This window comes from Rugosimonospora acidiphila (assembly GCF_039543385.1).
Classification (GTDB): domain Bacteria; phylum Actinomycetota; class Actinomycetes; order Mycobacteriales; family Micromonosporaceae; genus Rugosimonospora; species Rugosimonospora acidiphila.
The window spans coordinates 227612-243925 of sequence record NZ_BAABJQ010000002.1; the positions used below are offsets into that span (position 1 = coordinate 227612).

Annotated in this window: 11 protein-coding genes; 9 read left to right on the plus strand and 2 right to left on the minus strand. The window is 73.1% G+C overall.

Annotation, left to right across the window (positions count from 1 at the left end):
• Positions 1 to 28 precede the first annotated feature (28 nt).
• Both ABEA87_RS03980 and ABEA87_RS03985 read right to left on the minus strand, forming a co-directional pair.
• A complete protein-coding gene (locus ABEA87_RS03980; RefSeq protein WP_345626128.1) occupies positions 29 to 1378 on the minus strand; it encodes a hypothetical protein in 1350 nt (449 codons plus the stop codon).
• A 113-nt stretch (positions 1379 to 1491) separates the two neighbouring features.
• Complete coding sequence (locus tag ABEA87_RS03985; RefSeq protein WP_345626130.1) at positions 1492 to 2775, minus strand: ABC1 kinase family protein; 1284 nt, start codon at positions 2773 to 2775, stop codon at positions 1492 to 1494.
• Between the two features lie 108 nt (positions 2776 to 2883).
• Here ABEA87_RS03985 and ABEA87_RS03990 point away from each other — a divergent pair, with 108 nt between their 5' ends.
• From ABEA87_RS03990 to ABEA87_RS04030, 9 genes are all read left to right on the plus strand, one after another.
• Entirely contained in the window at positions 2884 to 3318 is a 435-nt protein-coding gene (locus ABEA87_RS03990) for an SRPBCC family protein (protein ID WP_345626132.1), read from the plus strand.
• 239 nt (positions 3319 to 3557) lie between these two features.
• Complete coding sequence (locus ABEA87_RS03995) at positions 3558 to 4037, plus strand: VOC family protein (protein ID WP_345626134.1); 480 nt, start codon at positions 3558 to 3560, stop codon at positions 4035 to 4037.
• Positions 4038 to 4258: 221 nt separating this feature from the next.
• A complete protein-coding gene (locus ABEA87_RS04000; protein ID WP_345626136.1) occupies positions 4259 to 5230 on the plus strand; it encodes a DUF1702 family protein in 972 nt (323 codons plus the stop codon).
• Between the two features lie 93 nt (positions 5231 to 5323).
• Entirely contained in the window at positions 5324 to 7237 is a 1914-nt protein-coding gene (locus ABEA87_RS04005) for a CRTAC1 family protein (protein ID WP_345626138.1), read from the plus strand.
• A gap of 164 nt (positions 7238 to 7401) precedes the next feature.
• Positions 7402 to 8382 carry an enediyne biosynthesis protein UnbU gene (locus tag ABEA87_RS04010; protein ID WP_345626140.1) on the plus strand — a complete coding sequence of 327 codons (981 nt, stop codon included), beginning with the start codon at positions 7402 to 7404 and terminating at the stop codon, positions 8380 to 8382.
• 8 nt (positions 8383 to 8390) lie between these two features.
• Positions 8391 to 14186, plus strand: a complete 5796-nt coding sequence (locus ABEA87_RS04015) for a type I polyketide synthase (protein ID WP_345626142.1) — start codon at positions 8391 to 8393, stop codon at positions 14184 to 14186.
• A gap of 5 nt (positions 14187 to 14191) precedes the next feature.
• Positions 14192 to 14647 (plus strand): acyl-CoA thioesterase, encoded by a 456-nt coding sequence (locus tag ABEA87_RS04020; protein WP_345626560.1) that lies wholly within the window; start codon positions 14192 to 14194, stop codon positions 14645 to 14647.
• Positions 14628 to 15392, plus strand: coding sequence for an NADPH-dependent F420 reductase (locus ABEA87_RS04025; RefSeq protein WP_425570746.1), 765 nt, complete (start codon positions 14628 to 14630; stop codon positions 15390 to 15392). Before ABEA87_RS04020 ends, ABEA87_RS04025 begins: the two co-directional genes overlap by 20 nt.
• Positions 15389 to 16312 carry a hypothetical protein gene (locus ABEA87_RS04030; protein WP_345626146.1) on the plus strand — a complete coding sequence of 308 codons (924 nt, stop codon included), beginning with the start codon at positions 15389 to 15391 and terminating at the stop codon, positions 16310 to 16312. The genes ABEA87_RS04025 and ABEA87_RS04030 overlap by 4 nt, the downstream gene beginning before the upstream one ends.
• Positions 16313 to 16314: the final 2 nt, after the last annotated feature.

The window sequence follows — 16314 nt, forward strand, 5'->3', positions numbered from 1 at the left end:
CGGCGGCCCGGCACCCTCACAGTGGGTGCTACGCACCAGGGAACTTGAAGGTGATCGGCGTGATGCCCAGGACCGCCGGCTCGGACAGCGACATCACCGCGAACGCCACCCGCTGCGACACCAGGCGCTTGCGGATCGGCGCGTTGACCTCGACGACCTGGGTGGCCGTCTTGGAGCCGGCGGGGCCCAGGGTCAGCGGAGCGTCCGTGCTCGCGAACGTGACATCGGTGTGGTCACCGATCATCATCCACCGACCCGTGAACGGGGTCTCCGTCTGGTTGGTGACCTGGAACGCGGTCTTCAGGACGCCGGAGGCGAGGGTCTTGGCCGCCAGCTTCTTGATGGTGACTCCGTTGTAGTCGTACAGCCGCAATTCGTTCTTGATGATCTGCATGACCTCGCGGTCGGGTGCCGCCTCGTCGTAGAACGTGATCGGCCTCGACAACTGCATCGGTGTCGCGTAGACCGGCCAGTTCATCGACGGGTTCGGCAGCCGCATCGGGTCGGTGGAGATGGCCGAGCCGCCGAGGTCGAGCATCTCCATCCGACAGTAGAGGACATTCTCGGCGCTGGCCGGGAAGAAGCTGGCCCCGCCGAGGCTGTCCATCGTCACGGCGGAGAGCTTGTCCTGCTGGTAGGTGAAGCGGAGCAGGCCCAGGACGTCATCGCTGCCGTAGTACCGCGCGTGGCGCCAGCGGATCTCGCGGTGCGTGGCGCTGAACGGGATCACGTTGCCCATCACCGCGGCACGCACCCGCAGCTGCGAGGTCACGGTGTTCGCTCCGACGGCCGCGACGGCGTCCTGCCGTTCGGCGGTCATGTGCGCGGCCATGGTGGTCATGAGCGCGCCGATACTCTCCCCGGACAGGGCCGAGACGCAGGCGCCGCCACCGGCCATCGCCACCCGAGCCTCGGGATCCGCGAGGTCGCCCGGGTAGGTCACGAGCGGCGTGCTGTCGCCCCCCACCGATCCACTGGCCTTCACCCCAGCGGCCCGCGCGGCCGCGGTGTCCGCCGGAATCACGGCGCGCGCCGAGATCTGTTCGCCGACCTCGGCCTTGAGCAGGATGTCACCGGTGTACGGATCTTCGGTGATGGTGCCCGCGCCCGAGGTGACCTCCACGTTCAGCCCGTCGCGCATGCGCAGCGGTGCGCTCATCGCGGTGCCGGCGACCCGGGCCCGCGCCTCGAGCACGTAGAACCCGTCGACGAAATCGACGACGTCGAGACGAACCGACGGGTCGACGGCCGCCGAGGCGCTCGCCGCCGCCTGGCCCGTGAGCTGGGTGGCACCGATCGCCGCCGCGGCGAGGCCGGCCGTTCTCAGGACATCGCGGCGACTCGCACCGCTCCCCTCCGCATCTCGCTGGTCTGTCATCGTGACACTCCCCCATTTCCCCCATAGACGTACAGCGATTACTGTCGAAATAGTAAGTGACCCCCTCCACGGGGCACAAGGGACAACAGCCCCGCGTCGGAAGGGCGACCCGCCTACCGCTCGATCGGCGTGACCAGGCTTTCCAGCAGCACCGGAATGGCCAGCGCCTGGAAGTCGACGCCCGCGTCGAACTCGTTGACCATGCCCTCCACCACCAGCAGGCACAGCAACGGGAAGACGAACTCGGCGGCGGCGTACAGGCCGTACCGGCGCTGCAACGAAAACAACCGCCCGGCGAACCGGGCGAGGTCGAAGTCGGCCGCCCGGGTGCCGCTGGCCTCCTCGACCAGGGCGACGATCGCCGCGCGGAAACCCGGCAGGTCGCAGCGGTCATCCACCATCGACGCGCTCTCGATGACAATGTCCGCGCAGCGCGGCCCGCGCCCCAGCGCCATGTTGAGGAAGAAGCCCGCGAACAGCCGACGCACCCGGTCGGACAGGCGCACCACGAAGCCCGCGTCGAGGACGACGATGCCCGCGTCCGCGGTGAGGTAGAGGTTGCCCGGGTGCAGGTCGCAGTGGACCAGGCCGTCGAGGAACAGCATCCGGTAGACCGCGCGCAGCGTCCGGGCGACCACGGCGGCGCGCCGGTCGCGGTCCAGCCCGTCGGGCCGGTACCTCACCAGTCCCGGCACGTACTCCATCACCACCAGGTCTGGCGTGCACAGTTCCTCGAACACCGCCGGGACCCGGACCGCCTCGTCGTCGCGGAAGTTCGCCGCCAGCTCGCCGAGTGCCCGCCGCTCGGCCACGAAGTCGAGCTGCCGGAGCACGGCGTCCGCGACCTGGCCGACCATCTGACGCACTGGGATTCGCCGGAGGCCGGGCAGCCCTCCGGCCAGCCGCGCGCAGGCCCGCATCAGCGCGAGGTCGGCGCGCATCGCGGTGTCGATGCCGGGCCGGCGCACCTTCACGGCGACTCGCCGGCCGTCCGGCAGCCGCGCCCGGTGGACGCTGGCGATGCTGCCGCTGGCCACCGCTGCCCAGTCGAAGAAGGCGTACGGGGCCGGCGTGACGGTCGGGTCGGGAACTCCCAGCACCACGGCGATCTCGGCGGCCGGCGGCGCCGGTACGTCGCGGGTGAGCCGGGACAGCGCCTCGCACCAGTCCTCCGGCAGCAGGTCGCGCCGGGTGCTGAGCAGCTGACCGAACTTGATGAACGAGGGCCCGAGCCGGGCGAGCAACGCCACGGTGTCCTCGCACCACACCTCGCGCGAGCCGCCACGGCGGCGCAGCACGCGGATCACCGACACCAGGGTCGTACGCGACAGGCTCGCGCAGCTCACCGAGAGCACCCACCCCGCGCGGCGCAGCCCCGGCGCCCGGGGCCCGGTCACGGGGCCGCTCCGGGGCACCGGCCGGGCCGACCGGCGCCGCCGCGCCTCGCGCCGTTCTCGGGCGCGGTGGCTTGCGACGACCGATCGATGAAGTGAATAATCCCGAACGTGACTATAGAAAATGATAAGGAACTGGCGGCCCCGGGGGTGGTGCGGATCGGGCGCACGCTCGATGCCCCGCCGGCGCGCGTGTGGCGCGCGTTCACCGACCCCGACGAGCTGGCGGGGTGGTTCTGGCCGCCGAGCTTCAAGACCTCAGCCGCGCTCGACCTCCGGCCCGGCGGGCAGTACCGGATCGCCGCCAGCACGCCCGAAATGGCGGTGTCCGGCGAGTATCTCGAGGTGGAGCCGCCGCGCGAGTGCGCGTTCGCCTGGCGGTGGGACGGCGACGACCACACCAGCGTGGTCAGGATCGAGCTGCTCGGCGACGGCGACCTGACCGAGCTGCGGCTCGCCCACGAGCAGTTGCCCGCCGACGCGGTCGACGCACACCACCAGGGCTGGTCGGACTGCCTCGACCGGCTGCCCGGCCACCTCGCCTGAGCGGACGCGCACCGCGGGCCGCCGTGGACACCTCGCGGATTACGGTCAGGTCGCACCCGTCCCTTCTGTCACGCAACCATTGTCGATGTCAAGAGAATCGATGAATCCCGTCGGTTGCGGCCTCGGACCGGACCGACGATAACTCAGTGCGATGATATGAAAGTTTTCCGCGTTGCGCCCAGCGCGCAACGGCGGCGAGAATCCACCGCGCCGGCGCGGTGCCGGGCGATAATCAACTCATGACGATCGGCAGCGCGACCGAATTCCCCGGCGTGACCGCGCAGCTCACGGTCTCCGACGCCAATGCGGCGGTGCGGTTCTACCGGACCGTGTTCGGCGCCGACGAACTGCTGCGCAATGTCGGGCCCGATGGCCGGATCATGCACTGCGAGCTTCTGGTCAACGGCGGTCGACTGTTCGTGCACGACGACTACTCGCCGGCACGCGACCAGACGCCGACCGCGCTGGGAGGCGCGGCGGTCACCCTGCACATGTATGTCGACGACGTGGATGCCGTGTTCGCCGGCGCGATCGCCGCCGGAGCCACCGAATTGAAGGCGCCGGCCGACCAGTTCTGGGGCGACCGGTACGCGATGCTGCGCGATCCCTTCGGGCACGCCTGGTCGCTGGCGACTCCCCGCGAGGAGCTGTCCATCGCCGACATCGAGGAGCGCGGCGACAGCTGGGCACGGGCGAACTCCGCCGTCGAGCCGGACTGATCCACCCCGCCGCCCCGGCGCACTGACGGCCCCCCGTCGCGTCCTCTCACCCTCACCGCCACTCCCCCCGGCGCGAGCACGCGCGCCTGCCTGGGCAGTGGCGCCACGGTGCCGACGACGCATCGGCCTGAATCGGACTCCAGCGGGCTACAGAAACATTCAACTCGCGGCTGGCAGGCTGTCCCACGGCGTACGGGACCGGACAGCCTCCAGGAGCCGCGATGACCGGAACACACGTCAACCGACGACTTCCCACTCCCGCCGGATGGCGACGGGTACTGGCACTGAAACCCACCATGGTGGACTTCGTCGAGCGTGGTTTCCGGACCACCCCGGCCGGCACCCGGTCCACCTTGGAGAGTGCGGCCGGGGCGTTCCTGGACGGGTTCAACGCCGAACTGGCCAGCCCGGCCGGCCAGCCACCCGACCTGTCGCCGGTGCCGGCGGTGCGCAGGGGTTTCGCCGCCGAGGGTGCCGGCATGGCCGCAGCCCTGCTGGACGCGCTCACCCCGGCCGGCACCCGCCGGCTGGCCCGGCTGCGCGCCGAGTACGACGGCCGGTACGCGTACCTGGTGCACGTCGGGGTGGGCTGGAGCATGGCCAAGCTGTACCGGCACCGGCTGCCGCGCTCCACCGGCGATGCCCCGCTGCTGCGCTGGCTGGCCTACGATGGCGTGGGTTTCTGCCAGTCGTTCTTCGCCTCCCCGCGCAGGTTCGCCCGGTGGTCGGCGCACCCCTCCTCCTGCCCGCCCACCTGTGACATCCAGTACCAGGGGGTGGGGCGCAGCCTGTGGTTCCGCGCCTGCGCGGACCCGGACGTCCTGGGCAGCTACGTCGAGGGAATGCCCGAGGCGCACCGCGGCGACGTGTGGAGCGGCATCGCCCTGGCCGCGACGTACGCCGGCGGGGTGGAGCCGGAAGCGCTGCGGCGCCTGGCCGAGCTGACCGGCGCGCACCGGGCCGCCGCCGCTCAGGGCGCCGCGTTCGGCGCGGAGGCCTGGCGACTGTCCGGCTCCGTTCCCGCGCACGCCCGCGCCGCGGTAGAGGCTCTGGCGAACTCCACGCTGGAGGAGGCCGCCGCGTGGACCTGGCAGGCCCGCCGCGGGCTGGACGTTCCAGGCGCCGACGCCACCCACTACCGGCGCTGGCGGCTGGCCGTGCAGCGACGGGCCACCGTCGCGCTGACCGGCTGAGCCCGCGCGGATCGCCGCGCGCGGCGGCACTGTTTCCGACCGGTGCGAGACCCATCACGACGACCACCCGGAGAACGGAAAGAGGGATGCGAAATGGACGTTCGGCTCCGCGCCCGGCACGCCACGGTCGCCCTGCTCGCCGTCGCGCTCTGCGTAGCGGCCGGCGTCGCCACGCGGATACCCGGGGCCAGTGCCGCGGAAGTCAACACCTTGGCCTCCCGATTCTCCTTTTCCATCAGCGACCTCAACAGCCCGCCACCCGGCGCGCGTACCGAGCGCGTGGTGGAGCCGGAACTGCGCCACCTCCAGTCGTGGATCTCCGCGGTCGGCGCCAGCGCCGGCCTCGCCGACTTCGACGGCGACGGGCTGCCCAACGACGCGTGCCTGGTGGATCCGCGCGATGACTCGGTGACGATCCGGCCGGTACCCGCACGCGCCGACGGCTACCCACCGATCCGGTTGGCGTACAGCGGTGTCGCGTTCGACGCGAAAACCACCGCGCCGATGGGCTGCGTACCGGCCGACCTGAACGAGGACGGGTATACCGACGTGCTGGTGTACTTCTGGGGCCGCACCCCCGTCGCGCTGCTGCGCCGACCGGGCACCGCGCTGTCCGCGTCGGCGTTCCTGGCCGTCAACGTGGCGGCGGATCCGACCCAGATCTGGAACAGCACCACCGCCAACGTGGTGGACCTCGACGGCGACGGGCATCTCGACCTGTTCATCGGCAATTACTTCCCCGACGGCGCCCAGGTGCTCAACGCTGACGCGAACCACGATCCGCTGATGCAGATGCAGGACTCCATGTCGGACGCGGCCAACGGTGGGCGCAACGCGATCCTGCGGCTGGACCACATCGACGTGGTCGACGGCGTGCGGGTGCCCCACTACACCGATCAGTCGGACGCGCTGACGACCAACCAGTCGCGGGCGTGGACGCTGGCCACCGGCGCGCAGGACCTCAACAACGACGGGCTTCCGGAGCTGTACGTGGCCAACGACTTCGGCCCGGACTATCTGCTGCTCAACCGGTCGATCCCGGGAGATATCCGGTTCGGCACGCTGACCGGCTCGCGAGACGCGACCGAACCGAAGTCGAAGGTGATCGGCGGCGATTCGTTCAAGAGCATGGGAGTCACCTACACCGACCTCAACTCCGACGGCCGGCCGGACATCCTGGTCAGCAACATCACCACCGAGCACGGGCTGCAGGAGAGCAACTTCGCGTTCGTCAGCACCAGCACAGGTCCGCTGGTCGGGGGCAAGGCGCCGTACCGGGACGACAGCGAAAGCCTGGGCCTGTCGCGCAGCGGCTGGGGCTGGGACATCAAGGCGGCCGACTTCGACGGGGACGGCACCGACGAGCTGGTCCAGGCGGTCGGGTTCGTCAAGGGCACCACCAACCGCTGGGCCGAGCTGCAGGAGCTCGCGATGTCCAACGACCTCCCGGTGCGCGAGCCGTGGGCGTGGCCGGACTTCCCGCCCGGTACCGACATCGCCGGGCACCAGCGCGACCCGTTCTTCGTACGCGGCCCGGACGGCCGGTTCGTGGACATCGCCAAACAGCTGGGCATCGACAACCCCGGAGTCAGCCGCGGCATCGCGATCGGGGACGTGGACCATGACGGCCGGCCCGACGTGCTGATGGCCAACCAGTGGGCGAACTCCCAGTTCCTGCACAACACCGGGCCGGCGCGTGGATACCTCGGGCTGCGGCTGCTGCTGCCGCCGGTGTCCGGTGCCCCGGGCGCGCTGCCCCGCCCCGCCATCGGCGCCTCGGTGACCGTGACCAAGGCCGACGGCACGGTGTCGCGCGCCCAGCTCTACCCGGCCAACGGGCACACCGGGGTCAACGCGCCCGAGCTGCTGTTCGGGCTCGGCGCGCCCAGCTCCGCGCCGGTGTCCGTGACGGTCACCTGGCGGGACACGACCGGCCCGCACAGCATCGGCACCACCCTGAGCGAGGGCTGGCACGACCTGATGCTCACGCCGGGCACGGCCGGCTGACACCGCTGCCCGCACACCCTCGTCGTCGTCAAGGACAGGAGGCACACCATGAGCGAGCGTGGAATTGGCGAGCGCGGCGGAGCCGCTCCTCCCGTGAGGATCAGGAATCGGAGTTGCAGCGCGCGTGTGCCTCATGCCGGACCGCAGCGAAGCGAGGATCTGGCATGAGCGACCCAGGCGCACCCGCCCGCCCCAAGACCGATCCCGGACTCATCGCTCTGCGCCGGTTCGCCCTCTCCATCACCGCGCTGAACGTGCTGGGCCACCTGTTCCTCGGCTTCGAGCAGGCGTACCTCACCCCGGTGGTGGCGGTCCTCGTCGCGTACGCGCTGAGCATCGTGCTGGAGACGGTGGACGCCTGGGCCAGGCACCGCAGGCCGCGCTATCTCGGCCGATGGGTGAATCTGGTCAATTTCCTGCTGCCGGCGCACATCGCCGGGCTGGCCTGCGCCATGCTGCTGTACGGCAACGAACGGCTGTGGCCGACCGTGTTCGCGGTGACCGTTGCCATCTCCAGCAAGTACGTGCTGCGCCTGACCGTGGGCGGGATACCGAAGCACTTCTTCAACCCGAGCAACCTCGGCATCAGCACCACCCTGCTGGTGTTCACCTGGATGGCGATCGCCCCGCCGTACCAGTTCACCGAGTACTACAGCTTCGTTTCGGACTGGGGACTGGCCGCCCTGGTGCTGGTGCTGGGCACCATGCTGAACGCGAAGCTGACCCGGCGCACCCCGCTGATTCTGGGCTGGGTCGGCGGTTTCGTCCTGCAGGCGCTGCTGCGCGCGGCGTTCCTGCCCGACTCGCTGGTCTCCGAGCTGTTCGTGGTGACCGGGGTGGCCTTCATCCTGTTCACCAACTACATGATCACTGATCCGCAGACCACCCCGAAGCGCCCCCGCGACCAGGTGGTGTTCGGCGCGTCCACGGCCCTGGTGTACGGCGCGCTGGTGGCGCTGCACATCACGTTCGGCTTCTTCTACGCGCTGACCATCGTGTGCGCCGGGCGGTTCGTGCTCACCTTCGCCCGGCAGCGGTGGCAGGCGAAATCGGTCATGCCGGGCCGGCCGGTGGTACCCGACGCCAGCCCACCGGTTCCCGAACCCGAGCGCACCCCGGTCTCCGTGGTACCGCCGGCGAAGTAGCGGCAGCGATGAGCCCCTCAGTCGTCATCGTCGGAATGGCCTGCCGGTACCCGGAGGCCGAAGACCCCGAGCAGTTGTGGGAGAACGTGCTGGGCCGGCGCCGATCGTTTCGTCGCATCCCGCCACAGCGACTGCCGCTGTCGGAGTACGGCGGCACGGAGCCGGACCGGACCTACGTCACGCACGCCGGACTCATCGAGGGGTGGCACTTCGATCGGGAACGGTTCCGGATCCCGGGCGGCACCTACCGCGCGGTCGACACGACGCACTGGCTCGCGCTGGAGGTCAGCGCCGCCGCACTGGCCTCGGCGGGGTTGCCCGAGGGCGAAGGGCTGGACCGGGACCGGGTGGGCGTGGTGCTGGGCAACTCGCTGACCGGTGAGTTCTCCCGCGCCGCCCTGCTGCGTACCCGCTGGCCGTACGTGCGCCGGGCGGTGGCCGACGCGCTGACCGAGGCCGGTACCCCGGTTGCCGAACGGGACCGCGTGGTGGGGCTGGTTGAGCGGCGGTTCAAGGAGCCCTTCCCGGTGCCCTCGGACGAGACGCTGGCCGGTGCGCTGGCCAACACCATCGCCGGCCGCGTCTGCAACCACTTCGACTTCCACGGCACCGGGTACACGGTGGACGGTGCCTGCGCCTCGTCGCTGCTGGCCGTGGCGGCCGCCGCCACCGCGGTGGCCGAGGGTCAGCTGGACGTCGCGCTGGCCGGCGGGGTGGACCTCAGCCTCGACCCGTTCGAGCTGGTGGGCTTCGCCCGGCTGGGTGCTCTGGCGCGGGACGAGATGCGCATCTTCGACCGCCGGCCGACCGGGTTCCTGCCCGGCGAGGGCTGCGGGGTGGTGGTGCTGGCCAGCGAGCAGTACGCCCGCCGGGCCGGCCTGACCCCGTACGCGTATCTGCGCGGCTGGGGTACCTCGAGCGACGGCAACGGCGGGCTGACCCGGCCGGAGCTGGCCGGGCAGCGGCTGGCCCTGCTCCGCGCATACGAGCGGGCCCAGCTGGATCCGCGGCGGGTGGGCCTGATCGAGGCGCACGGCACCGGCACCGAGGTCGGCGACCTGGCCGAACTGGGCGCCCTGCTGGCGGTGCGCGGCCCCGGCGCGGACACCGCGGCGCTGGGCAGCGTCAAGGCGAACATCGGGCACACCAAGGCCGCGGCCGGCGTGGCCGGGCTGATCAAGGCCACCCTGGCGGTTCACCACGAGGTGCTGCCACCCACGACCGGCTGCGCCGAGCCGCACCCGATGATCGCCGGCTCCGGCGGCTCGCTGCGGGTACTGGACGAGGCCCGGCCGTGGGGCACCGCGGACCGGTACGCGGGGGTCAGCGCGTTCGGCTTCGGCGGCATCAACGCGCACGTGGTGGTCGGCGGCGTGGCGCCCACCCGGCGGCACCGGCTCACCCGGCGGGACCGCGGCCTCGCCGGACGGCACCCCGACCGGGAGTTGGTGGTCTGCACCGCGGACCGGCCCGAGCAGCTGGCCGCCCGGCTGGTGCGGATCCGCGACGCCGCCCGGGGAATGACCCGTGGCCAGCTCACCGACCTCGCGGCCACGCTGGCCGGCACCGAGCGCGGCGAGGCGCCGGCCCGGTTCGCCACCGCCGTGGCCACCCCGGACGAGCTGGCCGCCGCGGCCGACGCCGCGCTGGCCCGGCTGGAGGCCGGCGACCGGGTGGTTCTCGACCGGTTCCGCCGGGTGTTTCTGGTCGTCGGCCGGCCGCTGCGGGTGGGGCTGTTGTTCTCGGGACAGGCCTCGCCGTGCTACCCGGACGCGGGCGCGCTGTCGCACCTGCTCGACGAGCTGCCGCCCGGCTACGACGACGCGCTGGCGCTGCCGGCCGACCGGGAGGCCGCCGTGGACACCGCGGTGGCGCAGCCGGCCATCATCCGGGCCGCCCTGGCCGGGCTGCGCTGGCTGGACACCCTCGGGGTGCGCGCGCACGAAGCGCTCGGGCACAGCCTCGGCGAACTGGGCGCGCTGGTCTGGGCCGGGGCGCTGGACGACGCCGACGCGTACAGCCTGGCCGCCGCGCGCGGCGCGGCGATGTCGGCGGCCGACACCGGACCGGCCGGCATGGCCAACCTGGCCGCCGATCTGTCCACAGTGGAGCAGCTGCTGCGCGGCGAGGACGCCGTTGTCGCGGCCGACAACGGTGACCGGCGGATAGTGGTCTCCGGTACCCGGGCCTCGGTCAGCCGGGTGGTGGCGCACGCGGCCCGGCGCGGGATCGGCGCGACCTGGCTGCCAGTACCGCACGCGTTCCACTCGCCGCTGATGGCGCCGGCCGCGAGCCGGGTCAAGGCCGCCGCCTCGGCCATCGACTGGCGGGCCGCGTACCGGCCGGTCGCCTCCACCGTGACCGGCGAGCGACTGGCCGACGAGGACCTGGTGGAGCTGCTGGTCCGGCAACTCACCGCGCCCGTGCGGTTCCGCGAGGCGCTCGCCACGCTGCGAGCCGAGCTGCTGGTCGAGGTCGGGCCGGGGCAGGTGCTCGCCGGGCTGGCCGGCCCGGGCGCGGTACCGATGGATGCCGGCGCACCCAGCGCCGACGGCGTCGCCACCGCCACCGCCGCGCTGTTCGCCGCCGGCGCCTTCTCCAGCGCGGAGCCGTACTTCGCCCGCCGCGCGCACCGCCGGTACGACCTCGACGCGCCACGCACCCTGCTGACCAACCCGTGCGAGCTGACTGCCACCGGCGTCCCGGAGGTGCCCGCACCCGACGCGGCCCCTCCGGCGGCCCAGTCGCCCGCCGAGAGCGCCGATCCGGTCGCGGCCGTGGTGGCCCGGGTGGCGGCCGCCGCCGAACTCGACCCCGCCGCCATCGGGCCGGACGTGCGGCTACTGGCCGACCTGCACCTCAGCTCGCTGCGGGTGGGTCAGCTCGCCGCCGAGGTCGCCGGGGTACTGGGCCGGGCGGTACCGGCCGCGCCGCTGCGCATGGCGACCGCCACCGTGGCCGAGTTCGCCGACGCGATCGCCGCCCTGCCGCCGGCCGAGGCGGCTCCGCCGGTGGTGGCCGGGATCGCCGACTGGGTACGGGTGTTCGCCGCCCGACCGGTCCCGGCACCCGCCCCACTGCCCGTACCGCGCCGGTGGGAGATCGTCGGTGACCTGTCCGGCCACCCGCTGGCCGCGGCGATCCGCGAGGCGTTCCCGACCGGTCCCGGCGAGGGGCAGCTCACCCGGCTGCTCGCGCTGCCACCCGGGCTCGGCCCGGTACCGGTCGGCGACGTCGTGGACGCGCTGCGATCCTGCCAGCGCGACGGCCGGCCGCTGGTCGTGCTGCACCACGCGGGGGTGGGCGCGGCGGTCGGGCGCAGCCTGGCCGTCGAGGCACCGGAGGTGCCGGTCCTGGTGGTCGAGGCGCCGCCCACCCCGGCCGGGATCGCGTCCGCCGCCACCGAGGCCGAGCAGGACCCGGACGGGTATGCCGAGATCGTGCTGGGCGTGGCCGGCGGCCGGAGCACTCCGGCGCTGCGGCCCCTGGCGGTACCGACCCGACAGGATGCCCGGATCGGGCTCGGCCAGGCCGAGACGTGCGTGGTGACCGGCGGCGCCAAGGGCATCGGGCTGGAGTGTGCGGTCGCTCTGGCCGCCGCCACCCGGGCCCGGATGGTGCTGCTCGGCAGGTCGGCCGCTGCCGACGAGACGGTGCGCGCCGCGCTGAGGCGGATCGTCGACGCCGGTGGCACCGCGGCGTACCGGCAGGTCGACGTCGCCGACCCGGACGCGGTCGCCGCGGTGCTCGGCGCCGAACGGCAGCGGCACGGCCCGGTGCGCGGGCTGCTGCACGCCGCCGGGTACAACGTGCCCACCCCCATCCGCGAGCTGGACGCCGCCGGGGTGCGGGCGGCGCTGGCGCCCAAGGCGGCCGGGCTGGACAACGTACTCGCCGCGCTGGACCTCACGGAACTGCGGTTCGCGGTCGCCTTCGGCTCGGTGATCGGCCGGACCGGCCTGGCCGGCGAGGCGCACTACGCGATCGCCAACGAGTGGCTGGCCCGCCGCTGCGAGCAACTGGCCGCCACGGCACCGGCGGTGCGCTGGCTCAACATCGAGTGGTCCGCCTGGGCGGAGACCGGGATGGGGGTGCACCTGGGAGCGCTGGACGGGCTGACCCGCCAGGGCCTGGTCCCGATCCCGACCGCCGAGGGCGTTGATCTGCTGCTGCGGTTGCTGGCCGCGCCGGACCTGCCGCCCACTGTCACGGTCGCCGGACGGCTGCCGGACACCCCGACGCTGCGCTGGGACACCGGCGGCGCTCCGGCGACCGCGCCGGACGCCCGGTTCCTGGAATCGTCGCTGACCCATACCCCGGCGGTCGAACTGGTGGTGGCCGCCGAGCTGTCCCTGGGCACCGATCCGTACCTGGGTGACCATCGGGTGGACGGCATGCCGGTCGCGCCGGCGGTCATCGCGCTGGAGGCGATGGCCCAGGCGGCCACGGCGCTGGGCGGTGGTTCCCCGCGGGCCGGGATGCCCGGTGCCGGTGCGGGCCGGATCGGGTTCTTCGACGTGGCTCTGGACCGGCCGATCACCGTACCGGACCGGGGCCGGCAGGGCCTGCGGGTGGCCGCGCTGGCCGGCGAGGACGGCGGCGTCGAGCTGGCCGTGCGCGGCGAGGAGACCGGCTTCGCGGTCGACCATTTCCGGGCCAGGTATGCCGACCCCGGCGACGCGCCGGCCCCGCCCGGTCCGCCGCCGGCGGGTGAGCTGATGCCGGCCCGACACCTGTACGGGCCGCTGTTCTTCCACGGCCCGAGGTTCCAGCGGGTCCTCGGCTTCCACGCGCTGTCCGCGTACCGGTGCTCCGGAGAGATTGCCGCCGACCGGCAGGCTCGCTGGTTCGGCGCGTTCCTCGGGCAGCGGCTGGTGTTGGGCGACCCCGGTGCCCGGGACGCGTTCCTGCACATCCTGCAGGGCTGCGTGCCGGACCGGCGGGTGCTGCCCGTCGGGGTGCGCGCGATCCGGGCGTACCGGCCGCCGGAGGGAACCCTGACGCTTGCCGCGCGGCAGTTGGGCGAGGACGGCGACGAGTACCTGTTCGACGTGGCGGTCACCGACGCGACCGGCGCGCCCGTGGAGTACTGGCAGGAGTTGCGGCTACGCGCGATTTCAGAGCTGGCCCAGCCGAGGCTGCCGATCGAGCTGCTCGGCGCGCAGCTGACCCGGACCCTGCGTCGGCTTGATCCACAGTGGACGGTCGACCTGGCGGTGGCACGGGCCGGCCGTACCGATCACGACCGCACCCTTTCGGTGGCCGGCTGGCTGACCGGTCAGGCGGTAACGCGCACCGGCGCGGGGCGGCTGCTCGCCGCGGGCGCGGGTACGCTCTCGGCCAGCCACCTGGACGGTCACGTGCTGGTCGCCACGTTCACCGGCGCCGGCACGCCCGGCCATGTAAGCGGTGCCGGCACGACCGGCGGTGCGAACGGCACCGGCGCCGCGGGGGTCGTCGGCACCACCGGGACCACGGGTGAGGCCGGGACGCCGTTGGTGGCCGTCGACTGGGAGTTGGTCGGCGCCGCCGCTCCCGCGTTGAGCGCGGCCGACGCCGCGCTGGCCGGGTACCTCGCCGGCCTGCCCGGTGCGAACGGTGACCCGCCGCACGCGGCGGCGTTCCGGGTGTGGACCTGCCGCGAGGCGGCGCGCAAGCTCGGCCTCGGGCCGACCTCCCCGCTGAGCGCGGAGGCGGCGGATGCCGGGCATCCGGCCAGGCTGCGCTGCGCGGGGCACCCGCTCGCCAGCGTGGTGCTGGAGACCACGGTGGGGCCGGTGGCCGTCTGCGTCGGTGTGCGGTGAGCGCCGTGCCCGAGCAGTACGTCTATCGGCACCTGGTGACGTTCGACGAGACGAACCTCGTCGGCAACGTGTACTTCGCGCATTACCTGCACTGGCAGGGACACTGCCGGGAACACTTCCTGGCCGAGCACGCCCCGGCGGTACTCGCCGAGCTCGACGACGGCCTGGCACTGGTGACCGTGAACTGCTCGGCCGACTTCTACGCGGAAAGCCGGGCCTTCGACCGGGTCGAGGTGCGCATGGTGCTGGAGACGCTGGCGAGCAACCGGATCGCGATGAGCTTCGACTACGTGCGGACCCGGGAGGACGGCGACGAGTTGCTGGCCCGCGGTACCCAGACCGTGGCGTGCATGCGCCGCGGCGCGTACGGGTTGGAGCCGGCCCCGGTACCGGACGAGTTACGCCAGGCGCTGGCCCGCTTCGGTGCGGCCACCCCCGCCGGTGAGGGGCGGCGGGGATGACCGGCTGGAGGACCCCTCGATGACGGTTGGAGTTCTGGGCACCGGCCGGATGGGCATGGCGCTGGCCCGCGCGCTCGCCGCCGCCGGTGAGACGGTGCTGCTGTGCAGCGCCCGGCTCGGCTGGCCGCCGCCCGACATCACCGAGCCGGGCTGCGTGGCGGTCAGCCTCGGCGAACTGCTGCGCCACGGCGAGCTGGTGCTGCTCGCGGTGCCCTTTCCGGTGGCCGTCGGCTTCGTCAGCGGCCCGGCCGGTCGGTTCGGGGCCGGACGGACGCTGGTCGACGCCACCAATCCGGGACAGAACTCGTGGCGCGGCGCGGTCCGTGGAGCCAACCCTCCCGCCAGCCTGCCGCCGGGCATCTCCGGCGGCGAGCTGATCGCCGAGGCCGCGCCCACCTGGCAGGTGGCCAAGGCGTTCAACACGGTACCGGCCGACCAGGTGGCAGCCTGCCGGCTGGCCGGGGCGGCCGTGACGGTACCAGTCGCGGGCGCCCCCGCCGCGAAGGCCGACGTGTCGGCGCTGGCCAGACGCCTGGGCTTCGAGCCGTTGGACGCCGGCGGCATCGAGGCCAGCCGGCACCTGGAGTCACTCGCCACGCTCCTGATCGCGGTGAGCGCGGCGCACCACCTGCACGGCCGAGTGGGCATCCACATAGGACAGCCAGATCCGCCGGTCGGCGCCCAGGCGGCCCGGAATCCGGCGACACCGACCGCGGCGCCCGCCGCGACAGGGAGGCATTTATGACCACGACCATGGATCGCCCGGCGGTACCCGAGAGCCGCCGGCGCTCCCGTCACCCGGCCGCCATCGTGGTGGGCATCGTCGCCGGCGCGATCCTGGCCGCCGCGTGGTCGGGCCAGCTGGTCGACGACCGGATCGGGATGAACGTGGCCAGCGGGGTGCTCGGCCACGACGCCGACAGCACCTCGATCGCCAGCCTGGTGGCCGGCACCCTCTTCGCGTTCGTCTCGGGCTTCGCCGGCACTCTCACCGCCTGCAACATCGCGGTGTTCGGCGCGCTACCCACGGTCGCCGGCGCTCCGGCCGGTCGGGGCTCCCGGGTGCGGGCGGCCCTGCGCGGGCTGGGCTGGCTCAGCCTCGGGCTGGTCGGCGTGGCCGCGGTGTACGGCTTCGTGGCGGTGCTCGTCGGCACCCGGCTGCCCCAACTGTCCACCGCGACGGCCGGCGACCACATGCCGGTACGGCTGTTCCAGTCGATGGTCGTGTTCGGCGTGATCGGCGTCGCGTTCGGGTACCTCGGGCTGGCCGCCCTCGGGGCGGTGCCCGATCCGTTCGCCGGCCGCCCCCGGGCCCGGCTGATCACGCTGGGCGGGCTGATCGCCGGTTTCCTGGTCGGCCGGCCGTACCCGCTGTTCTTCAAGCTGCTCGGGTACGCGGTGCACTCGCACGACCCGTTCTACGGCGCGTTGGTGCTCGCCCTCCAGTCGGTGGGCAACGTGGTCATCATGGGTCTGCTGGCGGTGCTGCTGGCCGCCGGTACGGGTGCCCGGGCGTCGAGCTGGCTGGCCCAGCCCCGACGCTCCGCGCTGGTGGCCGGGGTGGCGCTGATCCTGCTCGCCACCTTCCTCATCCTCTACTGGGACATCCGGCTGCCGGCCAACTTCGGGTACGGCTGGTTCCCCACCATGCCCTGGAACCACTGACC